Origin of the sequence: Pseudomonas sp. NPDC079086, assembly GCF_044542155.1 — a bacterium.
Classification (GTDB): domain Bacteria; phylum Pseudomonadota; class Gammaproteobacteria; order Pseudomonadales; family Pseudomonadaceae; genus Aquipseudomonas.
Genome location: NZ_JBITTY010000002.1, coordinates 831,874 through 858,115 on the forward strand (window position 1 = coordinate 831,874; position 26,242 = coordinate 858,115).

General features: G+C 59.4%; 27 protein-coding genes and 1 pseudogene. 19 read left to right on the plus strand and 9 right to left on the minus strand.

Annotated elements, in window-relative coordinates:
• Positions 1 to 18: 18 nt before the first annotated feature.
• Positions 19 to 756: an OmpA family protein gene (locus tag ACIGEK_RS13585; RefSeq protein WP_397493812.1), complete on the minus strand. Its 738-nt coding sequence runs from the start codon at positions 754 to 756 to the stop codon at positions 19 to 21.
• A gap of 126 nt (positions 757 to 882) precedes the next feature.
• Positions 883 to 1,236: pseudogene (locus tag ACIGEK_RS13590) on the minus strand (OmpA family protein); the annotation flags it as partial.
• Between the two features lie 437 nt (positions 1,237 to 1,673).
• On the opposite strand from ACIGEK_RS13590, the gene ACIGEK_RS13595 reads away from it, so the two are divergent.
• Together ACIGEK_RS13595 and ACIGEK_RS13600 are read left to right on the plus strand one after the other, a co-directional pair.
• A complete protein-coding gene (locus ACIGEK_RS13595) occupies positions 1,674 to 2,171 on the plus strand; it encodes a DUF6231 family protein (protein ID WP_397493813.1) in 498 nt (165 codons plus the stop codon).
• Between the two features lie 4 nt (positions 2,172 to 2,175).
• Entirely contained in the window at positions 2,176 to 2,652 is a 477-nt protein-coding gene (locus ACIGEK_RS13600; RefSeq protein ID WP_397493814.1) for a YchJ family protein, read from the plus strand.
• A 58-nt stretch (positions 2,653 to 2,710) separates the two neighbouring features.
• Here the strand turns inward: ACIGEK_RS13600 and ACIGEK_RS13605 are convergent, their stop codons facing one another.
• Positions 2,711 to 3,286 (minus strand): hypothetical protein, encoded by a 576-nt coding sequence (locus tag ACIGEK_RS13605; protein ID WP_397493815.1) that lies wholly within the window; start codon positions 3,284 to 3,286, stop codon positions 2,711 to 2,713.
• Between the two features lie 112 nt (positions 3,287 to 3,398).
• Between ACIGEK_RS13605 and ACIGEK_RS13610 the strand changes: the two genes are divergently transcribed.
• The 5 genes from ACIGEK_RS13610 to nadE all read left to right on the plus strand — a co-directional run bounded on the left by ACIGEK_RS13610 (position 3,399) and on the right by nadE (position 8,368).
• Positions 3,399 to 3,890 (plus strand): LEA type 2 family protein, encoded by a 492-nt coding sequence (locus ACIGEK_RS13610; protein ID WP_397494018.1) that lies wholly within the window; start codon positions 3,399 to 3,401, stop codon positions 3,888 to 3,890.
• 5 nt (positions 3,891 to 3,895) lie between these two features.
• A complete protein-coding gene (locus ACIGEK_RS13615) occupies positions 3,896 to 4,099 on the plus strand; it encodes an SEC-C metal-binding domain-containing protein (protein ID WP_397493816.1) in 204 nt (67 codons plus the stop codon).
• Positions 4,100 to 4,106: 7 nt separating this feature from the next.
• Positions 4,107 to 4,571 carry a DUF2489 domain-containing protein gene (locus ACIGEK_RS13620; protein ID WP_397493817.1) on the plus strand — a complete coding sequence of 155 codons (465 nt, stop codon included), beginning with the start codon at positions 4,107 to 4,109 and terminating at the stop codon, positions 4,569 to 4,571.
• Positions 4,572 to 4,722: 151 nt separating this feature from the next.
• Positions 4,723 to 7,236, plus strand: a complete 2,514-nt coding sequence (locus ACIGEK_RS13625) for a penicillin acylase family protein (RefSeq protein ID WP_397494019.1) — start codon at positions 4,723 to 4,725, stop codon at positions 7,234 to 7,236.
• A 304-nt stretch (positions 7,237 to 7,540) separates the two neighbouring features.
• The gene (nadE, locus tag ACIGEK_RS13630; RefSeq protein ID WP_397493818.1) at positions 7,541 to 8,368 is read left to right on the plus strand and encodes an ammonia-dependent NAD(+) synthetase; all 828 of its coding nucleotides are present in this window, start codon (positions 7,541 to 7,543) and stop codon (positions 8,366 to 8,368) included.
• Between the two features lie 58 nt (positions 8,369 to 8,426).
• Here nadE and dcd read toward each other — a convergent pair whose 3' ends face one another.
• Complete coding sequence (gene dcd, locus ACIGEK_RS13635) at positions 8,427 to 8,993, minus strand: dCTP deaminase (protein ID WP_090384763.1); 567 nt, start codon at positions 8,991 to 8,993, stop codon at positions 8,427 to 8,429.
• Positions 8,994 to 9,316: 323 nt separating this feature from the next.
• Here dcd and ACIGEK_RS13640 point away from each other — a divergent pair, with 323 nt between their 5' ends.
• Positions 9,317 to 9,526 (plus strand): cold-shock protein, encoded by a 210-nt coding sequence (locus ACIGEK_RS13640; protein ID WP_090242762.1) that lies wholly within the window; start codon positions 9,317 to 9,319, stop codon positions 9,524 to 9,526.
• Between the two features lie 108 nt (positions 9,527 to 9,634).
• Here ACIGEK_RS13640 and apbC read toward each other — a convergent pair whose 3' ends face one another.
• Positions 9,635 to 10,726 (minus strand): iron-sulfur cluster carrier protein ApbC, encoded by a 1,092-nt coding sequence (apbC, locus tag ACIGEK_RS13645; protein ID WP_397493819.1) that lies wholly within the window; start codon positions 10,724 to 10,726, stop codon positions 9,635 to 9,637.
• 201 nt (positions 10,727 to 10,927) lie between these two features.
• Between apbC and metG the strand changes: the two genes are divergently transcribed.
• The 9 genes from metG (at position 10,928) to ACIGEK_RS13690 (ending at position 20,322) form a co-directional block, all read left to right on the plus strand.
• Entirely contained in the window at positions 10,928 to 12,970 is a 2,043-nt protein-coding gene (metG, locus tag ACIGEK_RS13650) for a methionine--tRNA ligase (RefSeq protein ID WP_397493820.1), read from the plus strand.
• A 156-nt stretch (positions 12,971 to 13,126) separates the two neighbouring features.
• The gene (gene rsxA, locus ACIGEK_RS13655) at positions 13,127 to 13,711 is read left to right on the plus strand and encodes an electron transport complex subunit RsxA (RefSeq protein ID WP_090252381.1); all 585 of its coding nucleotides are present in this window, start codon (positions 13,127 to 13,129) and stop codon (positions 13,709 to 13,711) included.
• On the plus strand, positions 13,708 to 14,283 hold the full coding sequence (gene rsxB / locus ACIGEK_RS13660; RefSeq protein ID WP_397493821.1) for an electron transport complex subunit RsxB: 576 nt from the start codon (positions 13,708 to 13,710) through the stop codon (positions 14,281 to 14,283). Before rsxA ends, rsxB begins: the two co-directional genes overlap by 4 nt.
• A complete protein-coding gene (rsxC, locus tag ACIGEK_RS13665) occupies positions 14,280 to 16,976 on the plus strand; it encodes an electron transport complex subunit RsxC (protein ID WP_397493822.1) in 2,697 nt (898 codons plus the stop codon). The genes rsxB and rsxC overlap by 4 nt, the downstream gene beginning before the upstream one ends.
• A gap of 39 nt (positions 16,977 to 17,015) precedes the next feature.
• Positions 17,016 to 18,047: an RnfABCDGE type electron transport complex subunit D gene (locus ACIGEK_RS13670; protein ID WP_397493823.1), complete on the plus strand. Its 1,032-nt coding sequence runs from the start codon at positions 17,016 to 17,018 to the stop codon at positions 18,045 to 18,047.
• A gap of 29 nt (positions 18,048 to 18,076) precedes the next feature.
• Positions 18,077 to 18,694, plus strand: a complete 618-nt coding sequence (rsxG, locus tag ACIGEK_RS13675; protein WP_397494020.1) for an electron transport complex subunit RsxG — start codon at positions 18,077 to 18,079, stop codon at positions 18,692 to 18,694.
• Positions 18,687 to 19,400, plus strand: coding sequence for an electron transport complex subunit E (locus ACIGEK_RS13680; RefSeq protein WP_397493824.1), 714 nt, complete (start codon positions 18,687 to 18,689; stop codon positions 19,398 to 19,400). The genes rsxG and ACIGEK_RS13680 overlap by 8 nt, the downstream gene beginning before the upstream one ends.
• Entirely contained in the window at positions 19,397 to 20,035 is a 639-nt protein-coding gene (gene nth / locus ACIGEK_RS13685; RefSeq protein ID WP_397493825.1) for an endonuclease III, read from the plus strand. The genes ACIGEK_RS13680 and nth overlap by 4 nt, the downstream gene beginning before the upstream one ends.
• Before the next feature lie 107 nt (positions 20,036 to 20,142).
• Positions 20,143 to 20,322 (plus strand): PA3496 family putative envelope integrity protein, encoded by a 180-nt coding sequence (locus tag ACIGEK_RS13690; RefSeq protein WP_090252365.1) that lies wholly within the window; start codon positions 20,143 to 20,145, stop codon positions 20,320 to 20,322.
• Between the two features lie 49 nt (positions 20,323 to 20,371).
• On the opposite strand, the gene ACIGEK_RS13695 is transcribed toward ACIGEK_RS13690, so the two are convergent.
• The 4 genes from ACIGEK_RS13695 to ACIGEK_RS13710 form a co-directional block, all read right to left on the minus strand.
• On the minus strand, positions 20,372 to 21,388 hold the full coding sequence (locus ACIGEK_RS13695) for a GGDEF domain-containing protein (protein WP_397493826.1): 1,017 nt from the start codon (positions 21,386 to 21,388) through the stop codon (positions 20,372 to 20,374).
• Positions 21,389 to 21,512: 124 nt separating this feature from the next.
• Positions 21,513 to 21,905 carry a lactoylglutathione lyase gene (gloA, locus tag ACIGEK_RS13700; RefSeq protein ID WP_397493827.1) on the minus strand — a complete coding sequence of 131 codons (393 nt, stop codon included), beginning with the start codon at positions 21,903 to 21,905 and terminating at the stop codon, positions 21,513 to 21,515.
• Positions 21,906 to 21,999: 94 nt separating this feature from the next.
• Positions 22,000 to 23,217 (minus strand): argininosuccinate synthase, encoded by a 1,218-nt coding sequence (locus ACIGEK_RS13705; protein WP_304868870.1) that lies wholly within the window; start codon positions 23,215 to 23,217, stop codon positions 22,000 to 22,002.
• Between the two features lie 131 nt (positions 23,218 to 23,348).
• On the minus strand, positions 23,349 to 24,260 hold the full coding sequence (locus ACIGEK_RS13710) for an OmpA family protein (protein ID WP_397493828.1): 912 nt from the start codon (positions 24,258 to 24,260) through the stop codon (positions 23,349 to 23,351).
• A gap of 203 nt (positions 24,261 to 24,463) precedes the next feature.
• Between ACIGEK_RS13710 and pyrC the strand changes: the two genes are divergently transcribed.
• Entirely contained in the window at positions 24,464 to 25,510 is a 1,047-nt protein-coding gene (pyrC, locus tag ACIGEK_RS13715; protein WP_397493829.1) for a dihydroorotase, read from the plus strand.
• Positions 25,507 to 26,181, plus strand: coding sequence for a ribonuclease T (gene rnt, locus ACIGEK_RS13720; protein WP_397493830.1), 675 nt, complete (start codon positions 25,507 to 25,509; stop codon positions 26,179 to 26,181). Before pyrC ends, rnt begins: the two co-directional genes overlap by 4 nt.
• Positions 26,182 to 26,242 lie beyond the last annotated feature (61 nt).

Genomic DNA, 26,242 nt, shown 5'->3' on the forward strand with positions numbered 1-26,242 from the left:
GCCAGCGCATCACATCAACTATGGCCGCGCTTCTACCTCCGCTTCAACACGGCGATTGATGGCCCGCCCAGAGTCACTGTCATTATCAGCAACCGGCCGCGACTCGCCGTATCCAACAGAGGAGACCCTGCCGCTATCGATGCCATGCTGATTGACCAGCACATCACGCACCGCATTGGCACGCCGTTCAGACAGCCCCTGGTTATAGGCATCACTGCCTACGGCGTCGGTATGTCCTTCAACGGTCGTAGTGGTTTGCGGGTATTGCTTCATAAAGTCAGCAAGGCTCTTGATATCAGCCTGGCTGTCAGCTTTAACATCGGATTTGTTGAAATCGAACTTTACATCCAGCTCCACCCGAACCGAATCCACCATTTCAATGGGCTCAGGCTGAACTTCAGCAGGCATGCTGGCATATTCCTTGATCGGACAGCCGTTGTGATGCACCGGAGTATTAGGAGGGGTGCCTGGGCAACGGTCACGACGGTCAAACACGCCGTCGTCGTCTTCATCACCATCCTGGGCGTAACAAATCAGCGTACCAATGACCGCACCGGCCACGGCTCCACCTGCTGCCCACGTAGAACTTTCGATTGCGCCCAGACCAGCACCGGTCAGACCGCCAATTGCACTGCACAGGGGCCAGTTCCCTTGGTTGAGCGGCGCATCTCCCGTACTGGAAGTTGTGACGCAACCTGAAAGAACACTGCTGACCAAGAGAATGGGGGCCACCCCCAGAATGGATCTAACTCTCATGGTAGAAATCTCCTGTAATGCCGGCTACTGCCGGTAACTAAGGAGTAAAGACCTACCCTTCAAGCTGCACAAGCCAGACCCCGAAGGGTCTGGCCTGTTTTCTTCAGAAAGCCTGGAATCAGACTATCAAGGACGAGCTTCTACTTCTGCTTCTACGCGGCGGTTGACAGCGCGACCGTCAGCACTGGCGTTGTCCGCAACTGGACGCGATTCGCCATAGCCTGCAGCACTAACGCGGTCACTGCCTACGCCGTACTGGTTGACCAGTACATCACGTACCGCATTGGCACGACGCTCGGACAGGGTTTGGTTGTAAGCATCGCTGCCAACGGAGTCGGTATGACCTTCGACCACGGTGGTAGTTTGTGGGTACTGAGTCAGGAAGTCAGCCAGATTTTTGATATCGCCATAGCTTTCTGGTTTGACCTGAGACTTGTCGAAGTCGAACTTGACGTCCAGCTCTACACGTACGGCTTCAGCTGGTTCGGCAACTACAACTTCTTCAACCACTTCTTCAACCATAACAACCTGCTCATCGCTGGCGCCATGCACCCAGCAATACGCAGCGGCCATGCCAGCGCCAACTACTGCACCGCCACCAGCCCAGGTAGAGCTTTCAATAGCGCCCAGAGCAGCACCGCCCACACCGCCGATCGCGGCACAGGTTGGCCAATCCGTTTTCTGCAGCCCGGCACAACCGGTCAAAAAGGTACTCGCGACAATCAGGGGTAATGCTTTCCTGGTGATGCTCATAGATACGTCTCCTATTGGTAAATCGGCAAAAACCGATACTGACGAAGTAAAGACGTCAGCAACAAAATATGCCAGAGAATATGCAAACACATTACTAGCACGATCCGCACTAGGCCGCACAGCTCTTGCGCGTTAGTCTTTGCGCACTTGAGCGAGGAGCCGTTATGCCTGCAACTCCGTCCACCCGCACACCCCAACAAGCCCTTGCGGCCCTATTGGCACGCTACACGCCAGAACGCCTGCTGCTAGTCGGTAGCCGAAAACCACCTGCAATTGATGCATTTATCCAGGCCCATCCAAGTTGCCACTTCGTTCACGCAGATGCCGGCGCATTGCCTGATGAGGTCGCCGCGCAACGTTTCGATCTGGCATTAATTGTCGACTGCCTTGAGCATCTGCCGAAACGCACCGGGCTAGAGCTGCTCGGTGGTATTCGCAACCTGAATGCCAGCCGTATGGCTGTGCTGGTCGATCTGCAAGCCTGTGACTGGCAAGAAACCGACTTCTTTGCCCTGGCCCTGCAGGCCAGCGAGTGCTTTCAGCGCGACGAACAGACACTCAACCTGTTCACCTATGACCTGCTCGACTACAAGCAAGTACCTGACTGGCTGAACGCCAAGTTCTGGGCCAACCCGGAAAACTTTGGGAAGTATTGGTGGTAAATCCATGAGCAGTACAACCTGCCCCTGCCCCTGCGGCAGCGAGCAATTGCTGACACTTTGCTGCGGCCTTTATCACGCAGGCACTCCAGCCCCCAGCGCCGAAGCCTTGATGCGCTCACGCTACAGCGCTTACGCCCTAGGACTGATCGATTACCTCGCGCACAGCACATTACCGGCCCAGCAAGCAGGGCTCGACCACGATGCTATCCGCGCCTGGAGCCTGGGCAGCACCTGGCTTGGGCTTGAGGTCGAGCAGGCGCAGCTGATTGAGGGCGAGCCGCAGCACGCTTATGTCACTTTTACCGCGCACTGGCGTGATGCAGGCGGCGCGCACAGCCATCGCGAACGCTCGGCCTTCGTACGCAATAACGGCAAATGGTATTTCATTGACCCGACTGTCGAGTTGAAGCTTGGTCGCAATGACGCTTGCCCCTGTGCCAGCGGACAGAAATTCAAGAAATGCTGTGCCAGCTATTTCTGACTAGCGAGGCGTATTGAGAGCGCAGAGAGCACCGACAAGGGGCTCTCTGCGCTGCAAACTAATCCTGCAATTTCAGATGGGAGATATCCGGTGGCGGCCCAGCTGGGGCTTTTTTCGCCTCGCCCATGTCGCTGCCAGGAGGCGCCAGGCTGAACTGCGACAAATCCAGGGCAGGAGCCTGCACCTGCGGTTTACCATCCTGAACATCATCACCTAGCGGGGCGATACCAAAATCCGGCGCATCAACTTCCGCAAACGCTGCCATGTATTCATCGCGTGGGGCTACTTGCAGGCGTCCTGCTGATTGGCTGCTGGCAGGTGCCTGAACAGTTGCCACAGCCGGCGCAGCAACTGGAGTTGTGGCCACGGCAGGTGGCGCAGCCAACTCTATTTCTTCGATCTCATCGTCCAGGCAGGCCACTTCGGCCACAGCACCGGCACGCGCCAGGGTCGAGCGGTATTTTTCCGCCCCGGCTGCATCCAGGTTGCTTTTGATCACAATGCGCCGCCCCGAGAACAGCAACGCCAGACGCTGCTCATCCGCCTGGAACAACTTGGCCAGATTGGCTTTTACCAACTCCAGCTGCGCACCCGGAACCAGTTGCGCGCTGAAGGCAATTTCGTAGCGAGCCATGGTCATACTCCTGTCCTATTCGTTGCTCAGTATGGCGCAGGTTTTTTTACCGTCACAACAGGTTGCAGCCAAGCACTTGCTTGTTACACTGATGCGTCATTCGGAGTATGCAATGTTTTATCAGGCGCAAACGATAAGAATTCTCAGCCTATTGATGTTTTTTGGCCTCCTGTCGGGCCTTAGCGGTTGTTCCTCTCAAGGCGACCTGAAGTCGCCCGAAGTACGCCTCGTTAAAGTCGACGTCGTTAAAGCCAAACTGCTGGAGCAGCATTTCACGCTGCGCTTTCGCATCGATAACCCCAACAATTTCAGCCTGCCAGTGCGCGGGATGGACTACTTGGTGCATCTGAACCAGGTCAAACTGGCTGAAGGCGAGTCGAACGTTTCATTTACGGTGCCCGCCCGCGGCCACCATAATTTCTCCATACCGGTGCGCACTAACCTCTGGCGCCACCTACGACAGATCGTCAAAGCCCTGGATAAACCTGACCAGCCCATTCCCTATCGCCTGCAAGGCGTAGTAAAAACCGGCTGGCTGTTCGGACAGAGCGTGCACATGTCGCGTAATGGCGAGATAATTCCCGGCGATTACATCCCGGAGTAACTCGCATGACCCAGCAAGAACACGTCCACGGCCCTGACTGCACTCACGACCATGATCACGCACACAACCATGATCACGGCCATGTACATGGTCCGCACTGCAATCATGGCCACCAGGAGCCTGCGCGCAATGCCCTGAAAGACGTTGGCCGCAACGACCCCTGCCCATGCGGCAGCGAGAAGAAATTCAAGAAATGCCACGGCGCATAAGCCTGCGATGAATAACCTCACCCTGCTCGTACTGATCGGCAGTGCCTTAGTGATTGCCGCACTGGCGCTGTACGCCCTACAGCTGTGGCAACGCGTCTGGGCCAAGGAAAAAGCCCAGGCGGAGGCGCTCAACATGCAGCGCGAACGCCTCGGTGGCGATCTGCATATCCTCGCCAGCAGTTTGCTCGAGGGTCAGTTGCCGCTGATCGAGGGCGCCATTCGCATCAAGGTGCTGCTGGATAACTACGACAGCAGTCTTAGTCAGGATCAGCGCTGTGAGGTTTTTCATCTGTTGTTCGCGGCAACCGCCCAGGTGCCGACCCACGCCGAGTGGAAGGCCTTGGAGAAAAGCGTGCGCCGCCAGCATGAACAGCACTTCAGCGAACTCGAGCTAAAGCACAAGGCAGCCGCTCGCGCCGCCGCCCGCTGGCTGCTCGATGAAGCCCTGCCACCCCTGCGTCAAAGCGCCTGATTCGCTCACCATGCGCCTTGTCAGGCGCATGGTGGCTGGCTAACGTAGTACGTCCGCATTTGCGCGCCCACGCACCTGGAAAGCGCACACCCAATTGACCGTTTTCCACCCGCAAGGAGCCTGCTGCATGCTAGCGCGCGCGTTACGCCCCATGGCCCACCTCAGCCTTGCCGCCGCACTGACGGCAGTCGTCGCTCTTACGGGCTGCCAGTCATTTCTGAATAGCCGTTACAGCGACAGCGTGCCCCCCGATCAGGGCATCGTCCGGGTCAAGGGCCTGGCGCAAAGCGTGGTGATCCGCCGTAACCCCTTGGGCATGCCGCTGATCGAAACCACCACCTTCCATGACGCGCTGTTCGCCCTGGGCTATGTACATGCCAGCGACCGCCTCAGCCAGATGGTCGGCCTGCGCCTGATGGCCGAGGGCCGCCTGGCCGAAATGGCCGGCCCCGGCGTACTGGAAATGGACCGTTTCATGCGCGCGGTCAACCTGAAGAAAAGCGCAGAGGTGCTCTACAGCAACGCCTCGCCGCGGATAAAACGCTTCTTCGAGGTTTATGCCCGCGGAGTCAACGCCTACCTGTTCCGCTACCGCGACAAACTGCCAATGGACCTGGCCGAATCCGGCTATCGCCCGGCGTACTGGAAGGCCGAAGACTCGGTGCTGGTGTTCTGCCTGCTGAACTTCGGCCTGGCGGTCAATTTGCAGGAAGAAATCGCCTCTCTGGTGCTTGCACAAAAAGTCGGCAGCGAGCAACTGGCCTGGCTACTACCAACCTATCCAGACGAGCCTTTGCCTGTTGAAGAAGCCGCGAAACTCAAGGGGCTCAATCTCAATGGCCAATTAGCCGGCCTGAGTGATATCAGCGCCGCCGTTAGCCAGTTTGCCGATGCCCATATGCTTGGCGTGGCAGCGTCAAACAACTGGGCCTTTGCCCCGCAGCGCACGCGCAGTGGCAAGAGCCTACTGGCCAACGACACCCACCTGCCACTGTCGATGCCGTCCGTGTGGAATTTCGTGCAAATCCGCTCACCCAAATACCAGGCCGCTGGTGTATCGATTGCCGGCGTACCGGCCGTGGTGGCCGGTTTCAACGGCAAGTTGGGCTGGGGCATGACCATGGTCATGGGCGATAACCAGGACCTGTTCTTGGAGCAGGTCAAACGTCAAGGCGGCCGCCTGCACTACCTGGCCGACAGCAAATGGCTACCCGCGCAGGAACGCCAGGAAACCTTCTTTATCAAAGGCCAGCGACCGATCCGCGAAACCATTTTCGAAACCCGCCACGGCCCGCTGCTGAACTCGGTGCTGGGCGAGCGCAAGCACATGCTGCAACCCATGCAACTGAGCAGCGGCTATGGTCTGGCCCTAAAGACCACCCAGTTCGAAGCGGATAAAACCCTCGATGCCTTCTTCGACCTGTCGCGCGCGCAGTCGGTCGAGCAGGCCTTTGAAGCCACTCGCGAAGTCCGCGCCATGCCGCTGAACATCGTGTTTGCCGATGCCCAGCATATCGGCTGGCAAGTCACCGGACGCTTCCCCAATCGCCGCGCGGGCCTGGGTCTGATGCCCTCCCCTGGGTGGGATAGCCAATATGAGTGGGACGGTTTTGCTGACCCAATGCTGCATCCCTACGATCAGGATCCGCCAGATGGCTGGCTCGGCACCGCCAACCATCGCACCGTACCGCGTGGCTATGGCATGCAGCTGTCCAACTCCTGGTTCTACCCCGAGCGCGCCGAACGCATCGCTGCGCTGGCAGCAACTGGTAGGCATGACACCCAAAGCATGATCGCCATGCAGTACGACCAGACCTCACCCTTCGTCGCCAAGCTGCAAAACATGTTCAGCGCACCCGGCATAGCTGAAGGCCTGCAAGCCGCCATCGACGCTATGCCGGCAGCAGAGCGCAGCAAAGCCCTCGAAGCGCACAGCCGGCTGATGAAATTTGACGGCAAAATGGCCGCCACCTCGGCAGACGCTGCGCTGTACAGTGCCTTTCTCTACCAGAGCGCACGGGAAACCTTTCTCGACGAACTCGGCCCAGACAGCACGCCCGCCTGGAAGGCTCTTGTAGAAACTGCCAACAGCTCTTATTCGGCCCAGGCCGACCACTTGCTAGGCCGTGAAGATAGCCCATTCTGGAACGACACCCGCACCGCGCAGCGTGAAGACAAACCGGCCATCCTCGCGCGCAGCCTCGCTGGTGCCGTCGCGCTACTGGAAAGCAAACTGGGCACCGAGCGTAGCGCCTGGCAGTGGGGCAAGCTGCACACCTACAACTGGACCACTGAAACCACCCAGCTGGCGCAGTATATGAGCGCCAGCCAACGCACCAGCATTAACGCCATCAAGGGTTATCTGGATCGCGGCCCCTACCCGGCAGGCGGTGATCACAGCACGCTAAACGTGGCGGCTTACAACTGGGGCGAGAACTTCGACACCTGGCTGATTCCGGCCATGCGCATCATCGTCGATTTCGGCCGCGAAGAGCCGCTGATCGGCCTCAACAGCTCCGGGCAGTCCGGCAACCCCGCCAGCAAACACTACGCCGACGGCATCGATGCGTGGCTCAAGGGCAGCTATATGAGCTTCCCCTTCCAATCGCAAAACCTCGACAAGGTGTATGGCAACAAACGCCTACTGCTGATGCCCGCGAACTGAAACGGGGCCACGACTGAACGACCGTTCGTCGGCCGCCACTGAACCAATTTAGCGGCGGCCGCTCAGAGTAAGTGGACTTACTCCATAGATCATCATCGTTTTAGGGCGCTTTTTAGCGCCCTTTCTTTTGCCTGCGATTTAGCCAGAACAGCTTCAAATAGCATCTGCATGCAGCTCTAGCGTGCACTTTGTAGCCTGTTCAACGTAAGCTTTGCGCTTTGCTAACGCTTGATGCGATATCGCCGGGCACTTCTGCTGCGCGGCCGCATAAGCCATGTGTTCTGCTCTTCGTGAGGACTTTGAAATGAGCAATCGCCAAGCCGAAATCGCCGCCGCCCTCGATGTGGTGCCGCCCTTCGCCGATACCGCCGCACTGGCGGCACAAATCGACAAACGCAAGGCCTTCATCAAGCAGTGCCTGCGCAATTCCGGCCTCAAGGTGCTGGTGTTAGGCATCAGTGGCGGCGTCGACTCCCTTACCGCAGGCCGTCTGGCCCAGCTTTCCGTGGAAGAGTTGCGTGCAGAGACAGGCGATACGGCCTATCGCTTTATCGCCGTACGCCTGCCACACGGCACGCAGCACGATGAGCAGGACGCGCAGGATTCGCTGAAATTTATTCGCGCCGATGAAGAAGACACGGTGAATATTGCTGGCAGCGTTACGGGGCTAGGCGAGCAGGTGACTCATCTGCAAAAGCTCAGCGACGCCCGTCGCGACTTCGTCACCGGCAATATCAAGGCGCGTATCCGCATGGTCGCCCAGTTCGCCATCGCCAACGCCAACAACGGCCTGGTAATCGGCACTGACCACGCCGCCGAAGCTGTCATGGGCTTTTTCACCAAGTTCGGCGACGGCGCCTGCGACCTCGCCCCACTGTCCGGCCTGGTCAAGGGTCAAGTGCGGGCCATCGCCAAACACCTCGGCGCGCCGGAAAACCTGGTGTTCAAGGTGCCTACTGCTGACCTGGAAGAACTGCGCCCCGGTAAGCCGGACGAAGAAGCCCACGGCATCAGCTATGCAGAGATTGATGCATTCCTGCACGGCCAGCCGGTTCGCGAGGAGGCCTACGCCACCATAGTGCGCACCTACGACAACACCCGCCACAAACGCGAACTGCCGCTGGCGCCCTGAGTTTCTGACACACATGAAAAAGCCGGGCATTGCCCGGCTTTTTTAATACAGCGGTCGATCATGCTCGAGGCAGCGTCACACCTAGCTGGCCCTGGTATTTGCCGCCGCGGTCCTTGTAGGAAACCTCACAGGCTTCATCGGACTGCAAAAACAGCATCTGCGCCACACCCTCATTGGCGTAGATCTTCGCCGGCAAGGTAGTGGTGTTGGAAAATTCCAGGGTTACATGGCCTTCCCACTCCGGTTCCAGTGGGGTGACGTTGACGATAATGCCGCAGCGCGCGTAGGTGCTCTTGCCCAGGCAGATGGTCAGCACGTCGCGAGGAATGCGGAAGAACTCCACGGTGCGCGCCAAGGCGAAGGAGTTCGGCGGGATGATGCACACATCGCTTTTCACATCGACAAAGCTCTTCTCGTCGAAGTTCTTCGGGTCGACGGTCGCCGAGTTGATGTTGGTAAACACCTTGAACTCGTCAGCGCAGCGCACATCGTAACCGTAGCTGGAAACGCCATAGGAAATCAGTGGCTGTGCGCCCTCGGCACGTACCTGGCGCTCGACGAAAGGCTCGATCATGCCGTGCTCTTGAGCCATGCGGCGAATCCACTTATCCGATTTGATGCTCATGGCGGGTGTCCTGCTATAGCGAAGGGTGAAAAGTGCACGCATCTTACCGGGGCCGGCGGCAGGGTTCAAAGGCTCTTGAGCCACTGCGGCGCGCAAAACGGTAAACCGTCTGTCTGTCGCTAAATAACATAAAGATGCACAGAGCATTCGCGCTTAGCGCTAAAAGCGGGTATGGTGGTCCCACTGTGCTGCATGTGTCACCGCGAATCGCTACTTGATGCCTAGATTTCGATCCAAACATCGTCCGACTCCTAGTACTCGTTGCACTCAGTCCCGGCCTGGGCTTTTCCAGGGCTGTTAATAAATTTGTTAGGAGACATAACATGTCGAATCGTCAGAATGGCACCGTCAAGTGGTTCAACGATGAAAAAGGCTACGGCTTCATCACCCCACAGTCCGGTGACGACCTCTTCGTACACTTCAAAGCTATCCAGAGCGATGGCTTCAAGAGCCTGAAAGAAGGCCAGGCAGTGACTTTCGTCGCTACCCGCGGTCAGAAAGGCATGCAAGCTGAGGAAGTTCAGGTTGTATAACCTGATCTAACCCGCTTGATAAAAAGCCCCGCCTAGTGCGGGGCTTTTTTGTGGGCGCTTATTTAGCTACGCGCAAGATATGGCGCACTTGCGTACGCCACTGCCAGATCAATCTTCACTGATCACAATGCTCGGCATCGCCTGCTGCGCACCACCTTGAGCGATACGTGCACCGACGTTACGCGCGGTTTCCTGGTAGATCATCGCAATCTGGCTTTCCGGATCGGCCACGGTGGTCGGCTTGCCGCCATCAGACTGCATGCGGATGGCCATCGACAGCGGCAAGGATGCCAGCAAATCAACGCCAAACTGCGCCGCCAGTTTCTCGCCGCCGCCTTCACCAAACAGATGTTCAGCGTGGCCACAATTCGAGCAGATATGCACCGCCATGTTTTCCACCACGCCCAGCACCGGAATATTGACCTTGCGGAACATCTCCACGCCTTTCTTGGCATCCAGCAGGGCCAAATCCTGCGGCGTGGTGACGATCACCGCACCGGCCACCGGCACTTTCTGCGCCAAGGTCAGCTGAATATCACCAGTGCCTGGTGGCATATCGACCACTAGGTAATCCAGGTCATCCCAGGCGGTCTGAGTGATCAATTGCAGCAGCGCGCCAGAAACCATCGGCCCACGCCAGACCACCGGGGTGTTTTCATCGGTGAGAAAGGCCATGGACATCACTTCCACGCCATGGGCTTTAATCGGTACAAACCACTTCTGATCCTTAACCTGTGGCCGGGTGCCTTCTGGAATACCGAACATGATGCCCTGACTGGGGCCGTAGATATCCGCATCGAGAATGCCGACCTTGGCCCCTTCGCGGGCCAGCGCCAGCGCCAAGTTGGCCGCGGTAGTGGACTTGCCCACGCCGCCCTTACCGGAGGCCACTGCAATCACGTTCTTCACATTGGCCAGCGCCGGCACTTGGTCCTGCGCCTTGTGCGCTTCGATCACGCAGTCGACCTGCAACTGGGCCCGCTCAACGCCGTCGAGGTTTTCCAGGGCCATCTGCAGCATCTGCGCCCAGCCGCTCTTGAACAGCCCAGCGGCGTAGCCCAACTGTAGGCGCACCTTGACCTGGCCACCCTGAATATCCACCTCACGCAAGCAACCGGCACTAACCGGGTCCTGATTCAAATGCGGGTCGGTGTATTGGGACAAAGCGGCTTCGACCGCTGCGCGGGTAACGACACTCATGGACGGCTCCGAAAGGCTGAGTAAAGCAGGCGGGCATATTACCCCAGGCAGCCGGCATAGGTGCGCACCCGCACGTGATCGAGCCGGCCAGGCTCAATCCGCAGCGCCTTAGCGCACGGCATTAGCCGCGCAAGGATGAAAAATATCCACCGCCCCTATATAGTTGCCGGCTTCCCTGAGTTACCAGTGCAGCCGATCCCCATGAGCCAAGCCCGCAAAATTCTCGTTACCAGCGCCCTGCCCTACGCCAACGGTTCGATCCACCTCGGCCATATGCTCGAGTACATCCAGACCGACATGTGGGTGCGCTTTCAGAAGTTGCGTGGCAACCAGGCCATCTACGTCTGCGCCGACGATGCGCATGGCTCGGCGATCATGCTGCGTGCCGAGAAGGAAGGCATCACCCCGGAACAACTGATCGCCAATGTGCAGGCTGAACACACCGCCGACTTTGCCGATTTCGGGGTCAACTTTGATAACTATCACTCGACCCATTCGGACGAGAACCGCGAACTGTCGGCGGCCATCTACCTGAAGCTACGTGATGCCGGGCATATCGCCACGCGCTCGGTCACGCAGTACTTCGACCCTGAAAAGGGCATGTTCCTCGCCGACCGTTTCATCAAGGGCACCTGCCCGAAATGCGCGACCGAAGATCAGTACGGCGACAACTGTGAGAAATGCGGTGCAACCTACGAGCCGACCGAGCTGAAGAACCCGCGTTCGGCCATCTCCGGCGCGGTGCCGGTACTGCGCGACTCCAAGCACTTCTTCTTCAAGCTGCCAGACTTCGAGGCCATGCTGAAAAGCTGGACCCGCAGTGGCACATTGCAGGATGCGGTCGCCAACAAGATCGCCGAGTGGCTGGATTCCGGCCTGCAAGAGTGGGACATTTCCCGCGATGCGCCCTACTTCGGCTTTGAGATTCCCGACGAGCCAGGCAAGTATTTCTACGTCTGGCTGGATGCACCTATCGGCTACATGGCCAGCTTTAAAAACCTCTGCGCACGCAGCCCAGAATTAGACTTCGACGAATTCTGGGGCAAGAACTCCAGCGCCGAGCTGTATCACTTTATCGGCAAGGACATCGTCAATTTCCACACCCTGTTCTGGCCAGCCATGCTCGAAGGTGCCGGCTACCGCAAACCAACCGCAGTCGCCGTACACGGCTACCTGACCGTCAACGGGCAGAAGATGTCCAAGTCGCGCGGCACCTTTATCAAGGCGCGCACCTACCTGGACCACCTGAACCCCGAGTACCTGCGCTACTACTACGCAGCCAAGCTGGGCCGTGGCGTGGATGACCTCGACCTCAATCTCGAAGACTTTATCCAGAAGGTCAATTCCGATCTGGTTGGCAAAGTGGTCAACATTGCCAGCCGCTGTGCAGGCTTTATCCACAAAGGCAACAATGGCCTGCTCTTGGCGGGCAACATTGCCCCCGAGCTGACCGATGCCTTTACGGCGGCCACGCCTTCTATTGCTGAAGCCTATGAAGCACGTGATTTCGCCCGTGCCATGCGCGAAATCATGGCCCTGGCCGACCGCGCCAATGCCTGGATTGCCGACAAAGCCCCTTGGGCGCTGAATAAGCAGGAAGGTAAGGAAGCCGAGGTGCAGGCCATCTGCGCCCTGGGCGTGAACCTGTTCCGCCAGTTGGTGATTTTCTTAAAGCCGGTGCTGCCGCAACTGGCCAAAGACGCCGAAGCCTTCCTCAATGTCGCGCCACTGACCTGGGACGACCACCGCTATTTGCTGGCCGATCATCAACTCAACCCGTTCAGCGCCCTGCTAACCCGTATCGAACCGGCGAAAGTCGATGCCATGATCGAAGCCTCCAAAGAAGACCTGGCAGCCAGCGAAGCCGCTCCGGCAGCCGCCGGTAACGGCGAGTTGACGAAAGACCCACTGGCTGCCGAGATCGCCTTTGATGCCTTCGCCGCCGTCGACCTGCGTATTGCCCTGATCGAGAAGTGCGAATTCGTTGAGGGCGCCGACAAGCTGCTGCGCCTGACCCTGGATATCGGCGACGCCAAGCGCAACGTGTTCAGCGGCATCAAGAGCGCCTACCCGGACCCAAGCAAACTGGAAGGCCGCCTGACTCTCTACGTTGCCAACCTAGCCGCACGCAAGATGAAGTTCGGCGTCAGCGAAGGCATGGTGCTGGCTGCGGGCCCTGGCGGTGAAGAAATCTACCTGCTCAGCCCGGACAGCGGTGCCAAGCCGGGTCAGCGGGTCAAGTAAGCCTGCAAACCAGATAGCGCAGTCACTTCGGCCAGGCTGCGCTAGCCTTATAGCGACACGTCAGGAACGCTGATCCAGCTTGTATGGCTGGGTCGGCTTACCGATAATAGCCACCCCTTTCCTGCGGCCTTTGCCCGTCCATCAATGGAACCCGCAATGACCGAACTTGCCTTGATCATGGTCAGCGCCATCCTGGTCAACAACTTTGTGTTGGTCCAGTTCCTCGGCCTGTGCCCGTTCATGGGCGTCTCGAAGAAAATCGAGACCGCCATCGGCCTGTCCCTGGCCACCACCTTCGTGCTGACCCTAGCCGCCATGTGCAGCTATCTGGTGCAGCAGTACGTGCTCAAACCGCTGGATATCGAATACCTGCGCACCATCAGTTTTATCCTGGTGATTGCAGTGGTGGTGCAGTTCACCGAGATGGTGGTGAACAAGACCAGTCCACTGCTGTACCGCGTGCTGGGGATCTTCCTGCCGCTGATCACCACCAACTGCATCGTCCTCGGCGTGGCCCTGCTCAACGCCAACAAGGCCGAATTCACCTTTATCACCGCCACCGCCAACGGCTTTGCCGCCGGACTGGGCTTCTCGCTGGTGCTGGTGTTGTTCGCCGCCATGCGTGAGCGTATTGCCATTGCCGACGTACCCAAATCCTTCCAGGGCGCGGCCATCGGCATGATCACCGCTGGGCTGATGTCTCTGGCGTTTATGGGCTTTACCGGGCTAATCAAGCTATGAGCCTGGTGCTGATTGCAGTACTTGCCTTGCTCGCACTGTGCCTGGTGGCCGGCGCCATCCTCGGTTTCGCGGCTGTACGTTTTAAGGTCGAAGGCAACCCGATTGCCGAGCAGATCAACGCCCTGCTGCCACAAACCCAGTGCGGCCAGTGCGGCTATCCGGGCTGTAAGCCCTACGCAGAGGCAATTGCCGGCGGCGACAAGATCAACAAATGTCCACCCGGCGGTGAAGCGACCATCCAAGCACTGGCGGATCTGCTCGACGTTGAAGCCGAGCCGCTGGACGCCGTGGAAGGCGAAAAGCCGCAGATGGTCGCCTACATCCGCGAAACCGAGTGCATCGGCTGCACCAAATGCATCCAGGCCTGTCCAGTGGACGCCATCGTCGGCGCGGCCAAGCAGATGCATACGGTGATCGTCAGCGAATGCACGGGCTGTGATCTGTGCGTCGAGCCCTGCCCAGTGGACTGCATCGACATGATCGAAGTGGGCAGTACCGTACAAAGCTGGAAATGGGAAAAACCCCTGCCCCCCGGCCAACTGATTGCCAGTGACCGGGAGCAAGCGGCATGAGCGCACTGCACAAAGCTGAAGCATTGATCTGGGACATTCCCGGCGGCATTCACCCGGCCGAGTGCAAGGAGCTGTCCAACCGCACGCCGATCCAGTCGGCTCCGCTGCCCAAGCGCCTGACACTGCCGCTTAACCAGCATATCGGCGCACCAGCCGAACCGGTTGTCGGCGTCGGTGAACGCGTGCTGAAAGGCCAGCTGATCGCCGCCGCCAATGGTTTTGTCAGCGTCCCGGTGCATGCACCAACCTCCGGCACCGTTAGTTTTATCGGTCCGCAGCCCTACCCGCATGTCTCCGGCATGCTCGCCCCGGCCATTGTTCTCGACAGTGACGGGCTGGATGAATGGATCGAGCTAACCCCACAGACTGACTATCGCCATCTGGAACACAGCGCCCTGATTGAGCTGATTCGCCAGGCAGGGATCAGCGGCCTCGGTGGTGCGGGCTTCCCCACGGCGGTCAAACTCAATGCGCGGCCCACGCAGAAAATCCACACGCTGATCATCAACGGTACCGAGTGCGAGCCCTACATCACCGCTGATGACATGCAGATGCGCGAGCGCGCCAACGAGTTGGTCTCCGGGATCGACATTCTGGTGCAGCTGATCCATCCAGATCAGGTGCTGATCGGCATCGAAGACAACAAGCCCGAAGCCATCGCCGCCGTACGCGAGGCGCTAGCCGAGCGCAGCTATCAGTTGAAAGTGTTCCCGACCAAATACCCATCTGGCGGTGAAAAGCAGCTGATCCAAATCCTCACCGGCGTAGAAGTGCCCAGTGGCGGCCTGCCGGCTGATATTGGCATGCTCTGCCAGAACGTCGGCACATGCGTGGCCATCCATGACGCGGTGATCCACGGCAAACCGTTGATCTCGCGCATCACCACCCTCACCGGTGAAGCCTTGAGCCAGCCGATGAACATCGAGGTGCTGCTCGGCACACCGGTAGGTGAACTGCTGGAGTTTGCCGGCCTCGACCGCAACAAACTGAACCGGCTGATCATGGGTGGCCCGATGATGGGCTTTACCCTGCCCGACTTCGCCGTGCCCGTGATCAAGACCACCAACTGCCTGCTGGCCTCGACCACCGCCGAGCTGCCACCGCCAGCGCCGGCCATGCCCTGCATCCGCTGCGGCGAATGCGCCGAAGCCTGCCCGGCCAGCCTGCTGCCGCAGCAACTGCACTTCTTCGCCATCGGCCAGGAGCATGAACAGCTCAAGGCGCACAACCTCTTCGACTGCATCGAATGCGGAGCCTGCGCTTATGTCTGCCCGTCGAGCATTCCGTTAGTGCAGTACTACCGCGCAGCCAAGGGTGAGATTCGCGACCTGGAGCAGAAGCAGCTGAAGGCCGAACAATCCAAGCAGCGCTTCGAGCTGCGCCAGGAACGCCTGCGCCGCGCCGAAGAGCAAAAGGAAGCCGACCGCCAGGCCCGCGCCGCCAAAGCAGCACAAGCCAAGGCCGCCCAAGCCCAAGCCCAAGCCACTCCAGCTAGCGGCAGCGATGCACCAGCCAGCAAGCCTGCTGGGCTGAGCGATGAACAGAAGAAGCTCAAAATAGAAGCCAGCATGGCTCAGGTGGCGCTGAAAAAAGCTGAGAAGCAGCTGGCCGCCCATGCCAGCCCCGAACTACAGGCCCAGGTCGACGAACTGCGCAGCGCTGCAGCCATCGCCCAGCAGGCCCTCGACACGGCCATGGCCGCCAACCCACCGGCACCGGCTGCTGCCCCAGTTGCCGACGATGGCGCATTGAAAAAAGCCAAGATCGACGCCGCCATGCTCCGCGCCCAAGTGCGCAAGCTGGAGAAACTCGAAACACCCAGCGAAGAGCAGCACAATGAACTGCAGCAACTGCGCAGCCAGCTGGAGGCGGCTGAAAAACTGCTGCCCAGCCTGGAAGCCCAAGCTCCGGCCCCCGCTGCCAAATCCGCTGCCGACGATGGTGCACTGAAAAAAGCCAAAATCGACGCCGCCATGCTGCGCGCTCAGGTGCGCAAGCTGGAAAAATTCGAAGCGCCAAACAGCGAGCAGCAAAGTGAACTGCAGCAACTGCGCAGCCAGCTGGACGCCGCCGAAAAACTGCTGGCCGGTCTGGAAGCCCAAGCTCCTTCACCCGCAACCAAACCCGCTGCCGACGATGGTGCACTAAAAAAAGCCAAAATCGACGCCGCCATGCTGCGCGCTCAGGTACGCAAGCTGGAAAAACTCGAAGCGCCAAGCAGCGAGCAGCAAAGCGAATTGCTACAACTACGCAGCCAGCTGGAAACGGCCGAGAAACTGCTGGCCAGCCTGAACGCTCAAGCACCAGCCCCCGCCGCTAAACCGGCAGCCGACGATGGCGCACTGAAGAAAGCCAAGATCGAACTGGCGATGAAGCGCGCCGAACTGAAAAAGGCCGAGAAGGCCGGCAGCGATGAAACCGCGCTTAGCAGCCTGCGCGAGGCATTGGCAGCCGCCGAGCAGGCGCTGCACCAGGCCGAGGACGCATCCGGTAAACCCGCACCAGAGCTGGTACGCACGGACAAGAAACCGATCGACGAAGCCACCCGCGCGCTAAAGACCGAAGTGGCCTTTGCTCGCGCTGATCTGCGCAAGCTGGAACGTGATGACAGCAGTGCTGCCGACGCTCTGGCCGTTGCGCGTCAACGCCTGGCAGACGCCGAACGCCAACTACAGGAACACGCAGGCAGCTGATAACAGCCCTGCGTAGCCAACCCAACGACCGGAGCGCCAATGGCCCTGCCCCGCATCACATCGCCCCACGCCAAGGGCAGCAATCGTACCCAGCAAGTGATGCTGCAGGTGCTGCTGGCTACGGTGCCGGGCATTCTCGCCCTGACCTGGCTTTTCGGCGCTGGCACCCTGATCAACCTGCTGTGGGCCAGCGCCTGCGCCCTGGGTTTTGAAGCAGCCATCCTGGCTCTGCGCAAGCGCCCGGTACTGTTCTTTCTCAAGGACTACAGCGTACTGGTCACCGCCGTGCTGTTGGCCCTAGCGCTGCCGCCGTACTCACCTTGGTGGCTAACCCTGGTTGCCACCGGCTTTGCCGTGCTGTTCGGCAAACAGCTGTATGGCGGCCTCGGACAGAACCCCTTCAATCCGGCCATGCTCGGCTATGTGGTAGTCCTGATTTCCTTCCCGGTGGAGATGACCAGCTGGCCAGCGCCGCATACAGTCGGCCTGCTTGAGGGCCTGCAACAGATTTTTGGCATCGCCAATCTGCCCGACGGCTGGGCCCAGGCCACTGCGCTGGATGCGCTCAAGGTCAATAAAAGCCTGACCATCGACGAGCTGTGGGTGCAAAACCCGGCGTTCGGCTACCTCGGCGGCGCCGCCACAGAAGCAGTCAACCTGGCCTTCCTTGCGGGCGGCCTGTACCTGCTGCACAAGCGCCTGTTCACCTGGCACGCCCCCGTCGGCATGCTCGCTGCTCTGGGCGTGATGAGCCTGCTGTTCTGGAACGGTTCGGGCTCGGACTCTCACGGTTCGCCGCTGTTTCATCTGCTCACCGGCGCGACCATGCTGGGTGCCTTCTTTATCGTCACCGACCCGGTCAGCGGCGCAACCAGCAACCTCGGTCGACTGATTTTCGGCATAGGCGTTGGAGTGTTGGTCTATGTGATTCGCGCCTGGGGCGGCTACCCGGACGGCGTCGCGTTCGCCGTACTGCTGATGAACCTGGCCGCGCCCACCATCGACTATTACACGCGGCCGCGCACCTACGGCCACCGCAAGCCGACTCGCGGCTTCAAGTTGGGAGAGTGACCGTGGCCCTGCCTGAAATTAGCCGCTCGATGCTGAAAAACAGCCTGGTACTTGGGCTGTTCGCCATCGCCACCGTAGGCCTGGTTGCCGCACTGCACCAAGCCACTGCCGGGCGCATAGCCAATGCCGAGCGCGAAGCCCAAGTACGCGCTCTGAGCGAGATCCTGCCGCAGAGCAGCTACGACAACCACCTGCTCGACAACAGCCTCCAGCTGCACGACCCGCTGCTCGGCAGCAAATCGCCACAGACCGCCTATATCGCCCTGAAAGACGGTAAACCCAGCGCCGTGATCCTGCGTGCCACCGCGCCAGACGGATACAGCGGTGCGATCCATTTGCTGATCGGTATCCAGGCTGATGGTCGCCTGGCCGGTGTGCGCGTCCTCGGTCATCGGGAAACCCCAGGCCTGGGCGACAAGATCGAGCTGGCCAAGAGTGCCTGGATTCGCAACTTCGACGGCAAGTCGCTGAGCAACCCCAGCGAAGATGGCTGGGCAGTGAAGAAAGATCGTGGCGAATTTGATCAGTTTGCCGGCGCCACCATCACCCCGCGCGCGGTGGTCAAGGCTGTGCACAAGGCTTTGCAGTATTTCGATGCCAATCAAGAACAGCTGTTCGCAGCAGCCCAGGTGAAGTCCAATGGCTAGTCCCAGCTACCGCGAAATCACGCTTAACGGCCTGTGGAAAAACAACCCGGCCCTGGTGCAACTGCTCGGCCTCTGCCCGCTGCTGGGCGTAAGCAACTCGGCGGTCAATGCTCTTGGTTTGTCACTGGCCAGCGCCGTGGTGCTGATTTGTTCCGGTACAGCGGTTTCATTGGTACGCGGCGTGGTCAACACCGCCGTGCGCCTGCCGGCCTTTGTGATGATCATTGCCGCGCTGACCACCTGCATCGAACTGCTGATGCAGGCCTTTACCTATGAGCTGTACCAGATACTCGGCATCTTTATCCCGCTTATCACCACCAATTGCGTAATTCTCGGTCGGGCTGACGGTTTTGCTGCCAAGCACGACCCCTCCCGCGCCGCCTACGACGGCCTGATGATGGGGCTGGGCTTCGGCGTGGTACTGGTGATGATCGGCGCCCTGCGCGAGCTGCTTGGCACCGGCGCAGTGTTTGCCAATATGCACCTGCTGTTTGGCCCCAGCGCGGCTAGCTGGCAACTCACCCTGATCCACGATTACAAAGGCTTCCTCCTGGCCATCTTGCCGCCCGGTGCCTTTATCGTCCTAGGTCTGCTGATTGCCTGCAAAAACCGTGTAGACGAAGTGCTGGCCGAACGGGCCAAGGCGCAACAGGTCGAAGTGCCTGCACAAAGCCGCCGTGTGCGGGTGACCGGAGTGATCGAGTGAACGCCGCCAAGCGCTACGAGATCTTCCGCCGGCTGCACGAAGACAACCCGGAACCGAAGACCGAGCTGGCCTACAGCACTCCATTCGAGCTGCTGATTGCCGTCACGCTCTCGGCCCAAGCCACTGACGTCAGCGTCAACAAGGCCACCGCCAAACTCTACCCGGTAGCCAACACCCCGGAAGCCATCTACGCCTTGGGCGTCGAAGGTTTGAGCGAATACATCAAGACCATTGGCCTTTACAACAGCAAAGCCAAGAACGTCATAGAAACCTGCCGCCTGCTGATCGAACGCCACAACAGCCAAGTGCCAGAAACCCGCGAAGAGCTTGAAGCCTTGCCGGGCGTAGGCCGCAAAACCGCCAACGTGGTGCTCAACACAGCGTTTCGGCAACTGGCAATGGCAGTGGACACGCATATTTTCCGCGTCAGCAACCGCACCGGCATCGCTCCCGGCAAGAATGTCGTGGAAGTGGAAAACAAACTGATGAAGTTTGTGCCGAAACAATTCCTGCTTGATTCACACCACTGGCTGATCCTGCATGGCCGCTACGTGTGCCAGGCGCGCAAGCCACGCTGCGGCAGCTGCCGCATCGAAGACCTGTGTGAATACAAACAAAAAACCTCGGACGATTGAGCCGCTATTCAGCCACTCAATCAGCTGATTGAAAAAATCTTTTTTACCCGCCCAGGTTTTGCCGCTATAAGGTGCGCAAATGGCCCTTGTAGCCTGGAGCAGAACTTATGAGCACTGACAAAGAAGAACTTGAGCTCGACGAAGATTTTGTTGCTGAAGAAGCGGATGACGCCGAAGCACCGGTAGAGGTGGCCAAGACCAACCTGACCAAGCGCCGCATCATCGATAACTTCCTCGAAGAGCGCCGCCTGCACAAGCAATTGGCCGAATACGACTTCGACCTCTAAGCCCGCCATAAACAAAAAGCCCCGCTACGCTGCGGGGCTTTTTTGTTGCTCAGCCAACAGCCTGTAAGCGACGGCGTGAACACTTGTTGGCATACATCGCAGCGTCAGCTTGAGTCAGCAACTGCTCAAGGCTCTGATCAGGCTGCAATGACGACTCCGCTGCGCCGACACTTAGCGACAAGGGCCGCCCTGTGCGCTGCTGAAAAGACTGCTGCGCCTTATCCAGCCGGGTCAGCACCTCCTCACTGGTGCTGTAATGACTGGCCAGCACCACAAATTCGTCACCGCCAATGCGCGCCACTACATCGGTGGTGCGAAACAGCGATCTGAGCAGATCGGCTGCGTCCACCAGCATGCCATCACCGGCAGCATGACCAAAGCGGTCTTTGGCCAGCTTCAGGTAGTCCAGGTCGACATACAGCAGCAGGCTTCGCCCGCGCCGCCTGCGTGCGACTTGCAGTTCGCGCTCAGCCAGCAGCAGGAAACCACGACGGTTGTATAAGCCGGTCAGTTCATCGGTCAGCGACATTTGCCGCACCAGCAGTTCGGCGCGCAGACGCTCGGCCACTTCATCTTGCAGCAGCTGGTTGGCCTGCGCCAATTGCGCCGTACGCTCCTCAACCCGCCGCTCCAGTTCGGCATACACCTGCACATTCTCCAAGGCCACCGAGGTTGCGTCGGCTAGAGCTTGCAACATTTCAATCTGGCCCCTCGTGGCACGGTACTGGCTGGCCCAGTAAGTACCAATCGCACCGATGGGTTCCAGGGTGCGAATCGGCACCATGACCAGGCTTTTGACGAAGGTGGGTCGATAGGCGGCGTGGGGGATTCGATCATCTTGATAGATGTCTTCGATCGCCGTGGCCTGGCGGTTGAGCATGGCCCAACCGCTGATGCAGGCTTGTAGGGGAAAACGCTGCCCTTTCCATAACGGACAGATGGCATCTTCATCACGGTAAAAACACTGCTCGCCGTCACGCAAGACAAAGGTGGCGCCATCGGCTCCCACCAGTTCACGCGCTGCGTGGCGCACCACCTCGGCAACAGCATCCAGATCCCTTGCCATGGACAACTCCTGCACGGCCCGAATCAGCCGCTTCGCATGGTTTCCGCTGGTCATGGAACACCTCGTCTAGCCAAGTAGATTGGCCATTCGCTTTGTAAGCCATTACTTACAAAGATAGCAGCTATCAGTCAGCACGCGATGGCGATAACAACTCGATTTTGTAGCCGTCTGGATCTTCGACAAACGCCAAAATACTGGTGCCGTGCTTCATCGGGCCCGGCTCACGGGTGATTTTGCCGCCGCGGGCACGAATATCCTCACAGGCTTTGTATACATCCGCTACTTCCAAGGCGATATGGCCATAGCCCGTGCCCAGTTCATAGCTCTCGACGCCCCAGTTGTGGGTCAGTTCGATCACGCTGTTGTGCGCCTCATCGCCGTAACCGACGAATGCCAGGGTGAACTGCCCTTCTGGGTAGTCCTTGCGGCGTAGCAGGGTCATGCCCAGTACTTCGGTGTAAAACGCGATGGATTTATCCATATCGCCGACGCGCAGCATGGTATGCAGCAGTCTCATCAGGTGTCTCCTCATCATGCCCGGCTTTGTGGGCTTATAAATGCAAACCCCGGCTTATGGCCGGGGCTTGGTGTGGCTCAGGTGCTCAAGTCTATCAGAGCATCTTGCGCCCTTTGCCCGCCGCGATGCGCATACGCAGGGCGTTGAGCTTGATGAAACCGCCAGCATCGGCCTGGTTGTAGGCGCCGCCATCTTCTTCGAAGGTGGCGATATTGGCGTCGAACAGCGAGTCATCAGACTTACGACCGGTGATGATCACGTTGCCCTTGTACAGTTTCATCCGTACCACGCCGTTCACGTTGGCCTGGGAGGCGTCGATCATCTGTTGCAGCATCAGACGCTCAGGGCTCCACCAGAAACCGTTGTAAATCAGGCTGGCGTACTTCGGCATCAACTCGTCTTTCAGGTGAGCAACTTCGCGGTCCAGGGTGATCGACTCGATGGCGCGATGGCCCTTGAGCATGATGGTGCCGCCGGGGGTCTCGTAGCAGCCACGGGACTTCATGCCGACGAAGCGGTTCTCGACGATATCCAGACGGCCAATGCCGTTCTCGCCGCCGATGCGGTTCAGCTCAGCCAGTACGGTGGCCGGGCTCATGTCCTTGCCGTCGATGGCAACAATGTCGCCCTTGCGGTAGGTCAGCTCGATATAGGTCGGTGCATCTGGCGCTGCCTCCGGGGAGACAGTCCATTTCCACATGTCCTCTTCGTGCTCGGTCCAGGTGTCTTCCAGCACGCCGCCTTCATAGGAGATGTGCAGCAGGTTGGCATCCATGGAATACGGCGACTTCTTCTTGCCGTGACGCTCGATCGGGATAGCGTGTTTTTCGGCATAGTCCATCAGCTTCTCGCGCGACAGCAGGTCCCATTCGCGCCACGGGGCAATCACTTTCACGCCGGGCTTGAGTGCGTAGGCACCCAGCTCGAAACGCACTTGATCGTTACCCTTACCGGTAGCGCCGTGGGAGATGGCGTCGGCGCCGGTCTCGTTGGCAATTTCGATCAGGCGCTTGGCGATCAGCGGACGGGCAATCGAGGTGCCCAGCAGGTATTCGCCTTCGTAGACGGTGTTGGCACGGAACATCGGGTAGACGAAGTCGCGGACGAATTCTTCGCGCAGATCATCGATGTAGATTTCCTTGACGCCCATGGCCTGTGCCTTGGCGCGGGCCGGCTCGACTTCCTCACCCTGGCCGAGGTCTGCGGTGAAGGTCACCACTTCGCAGTTATAGGTATCTTGCAGCCACTTGAGGATCACGGAAGTGTCCAGGCCACCGGAATATGCCAGGACTACCTTGTTTACGTCGGCCATGCCATCAACTCCACGGGGTTGTGCGGGAAAACCGACGATTCTACTGCCCATGCCGCCTGATTTACAGAGGCGCGACAGCTTGTGACGACCAAGCGACGGATAATTGTTGGACAACTGACGAGTAGCAGGCGCTAAGAAGTGGCCGCTGGGTCAGCCGCAGTCGGCGCTGGAGCAGGCGGCACGGCAGCTTCCGGCGCCCGATCAAGGAGGATGGTCACTCGGCGATTCTTCGCCCGGTTAGCTTCATTGTTATTTGGCACAACCGGGTAGCGCTCGCCATGAAAGCGCATGGTGATCTGCTCAGCAGGAATGCCGTTGGCCTTGAGGTATTCCATCACTGCCAGCGCGCGACGGCGCGATAGGTCGCGGTTGGTCAGGCGATTGCCGCTGTTATCCGCATGGCCATCAAGCTGAATGCGATTGACGCTGGGGTCGGCCTTGAGAAAGCTCAGAATGATATCCAGCTTGGCCTGGGCCAGCGGCTCCAGCGCTACACCACCGCCGGGAAAACCCACCTGACTCTTACGTACCTGATCGAAATTCACTGGCAGCAGCTTGGCCGTGCAATCCAGATACTCGTGATAGGCCTTGTTGAACTTTGCCGGTAGCAAACGCACCTCAACCGCATCGCCACCCATTGCTGCACGATGGCGCACCAAGGGGCTGCGGCCTTCAAGTAAACCGGTGAGCAAGCGCGCGCCTTGCTCCTGGGAACTGTTAAACAGTACCTCGGCAGGCACCACGCTGACCGAACCCAGGTTGATATCACCTCGCCCCGGCTGCCAGGGCGCAGCCGCAGCCAGCAAGGTTGCATTGCCCGCACCTAGCCAGCGCTCGCGGGCTTTCAGGCTGAAGGTAACCTGCTCGCCCGCCCGACGGACAAACACCCCTGAGCCGAAATCGGTAACCGGTTGCGACAAACGGCACTCGAACTGATCACCTTCGACCTGCCACTCAATCTTCTCCAGACGAGTCTGGAAGCTGATGGCTAGGACGGGCTGGCTTGCCAGCAGGCAAAGCACCGCGAGTGGATAGGGTCGCACGACAGACTCCAGGGAATACGGCTTACCCTCTGTCTATCGGTGCCAAGTCGGAAAACTTGAGCAGCGCTTTACGTCTCTGCGCAGACAGGCCACAGCACAACCCTGCCTTCAGTCAGCTTTACCCGCCGCCCCCGCTTTCAACGTGCTGCCACGGGGCTTTTCCGGTAGCATTCTCACCACGTTTTACCCGCCTGGAAGCTTCCATGACTGACCGCCTTACCCTGCTGCGTCCCGACGACTGGCATATCCATCTACGTGACGGTGGCGTACTGCCCCATACAGTCGCCGATGTAGCCCGCACCTTCGGCCGCGCCATCATCATGCCCAACCTGGTGCCGCCAGTGCGCAACGCCAGTGAAGCCGACGCCTATCGTCAACGCATTCTCAGCGCCCGCCCAACTGGCAGCCGCTTCGAACCGCTGATGGTGCTGTACCTTACCGACCTGACCCAGCCAGAAGATGTTCGTAGTGCCAAGGCCTCGGGTTTTGTGCATGCAGCCAAGCTCTACCCGGCCGGTGCGACCACCAACTCCGATTCTGGCGTGACCAGCATCGACAAGATTTTCCCGGTGCTCGAAGCCATGGCCGAAGTCGGCCTGCCGCTGCTGGTGCATGGCGAAGTGACGCGCAGCGAGATCGATGTATTCGACCGCGAGAAGGTCTTTATCGGCGAGCATTTGAGCCGTGTGGTCGAGCGCTTCCCGACTCTGAAAGTGGTGTTCGAGCACATCACCACCCGCGATGCGGTGGAGTTTGTGCAAGGTGCTTCGGCCAACGTCGGCGCCACCATCACCGCGCACCACCTGCTGTACAACCGCAACCATATGCTGGTTGGCGGTATTCGCCCGCACTTCTATTGCCTGCCGATTCTCAAGCGCAACACCCACCAGGATGCCCTGCTGGATGCGGCCACCAGTGGTAACGCCAAGTTCTTCCTCGGCACCGACTCGGCGCCGCACGCCAAGCATGCCAAGGAAGCCGCCTGCGGCTGCGCCGGTTGCTACACCGCCTATGCAGCTATCGAGTTGTATGCCGAAGCCTTCGAGCAGCGCAATGCGCTGGACAAGCTGGAAGCCTTCGCCAGCCTCAACGGCCCGGACTTTTATGGCCTGCCGCGCAACAGCGACAGCATCACCCTGGTGCGTGAAGACTGGACCGCACCGGCCAGCTTGCCGCTGGGCGATCAAACCGTTATCCCGCTACGCGCCGGTGAAACCCTGCGCTGGCGTCTGTTGGAGCGCCAAGCGTGAGTGAAGACCTGTACGACGACGAAGCCGAGAGCAACAGCCACTCAGGCCCTCGCCATCCGATGGCCGCGCGCTTTCGTGGCTACCTGCCGGTAGTCGTGGATGTGGAGACCGGTGGTTTCAACTGCGCCACCGATGCCCTGCTGGAAATCGCCGCTACCACCATTGGCATGGACGAAGGCGGCTTCCTTTACCCGGAGCACACCCAGTTCTTCCGTATCGAACCGTTTGAAGGCGCCAATATCGAACAGGCGGCGCTGGACTTCACCGGTATCAAACTCGACCACCCGCTGCGCATGGCCGTCACTGAAGAGCACGCGTTGACGGAAATCTTCCGCAGTCTGCGCAAATCACTGAAATCCAACAGCTGCAAACGGGCGATCCTGGTCGGCCATAACAGCAGCTTCGACCTGGGTTTCCTCAATGCTGCGGTGAACCGTACGGGCATCAAGCGCAACCCGTTCCACCCGTTCTCCAGCTTCGACACCGCCACCCTAGCCGGCCTCGCCTATGGCCAGACGGTATTGGCCAAGGCTTGCCAGGCTGCCGACATTGACTTCGACGGCAAGGAAGCACACTCGGCCCGCTATGACACCGAGAAGACGGCCGAGCTGTTCTGCGGCATCGTCAATCGTTGGAAAGAGATGGGCGGTTGGATGGATTTCGACGACTGATAACCACAGTCGCCACATAACCATCGCTCATAAAAAAGCCCCGCACTCGCGGGGCTTTTTT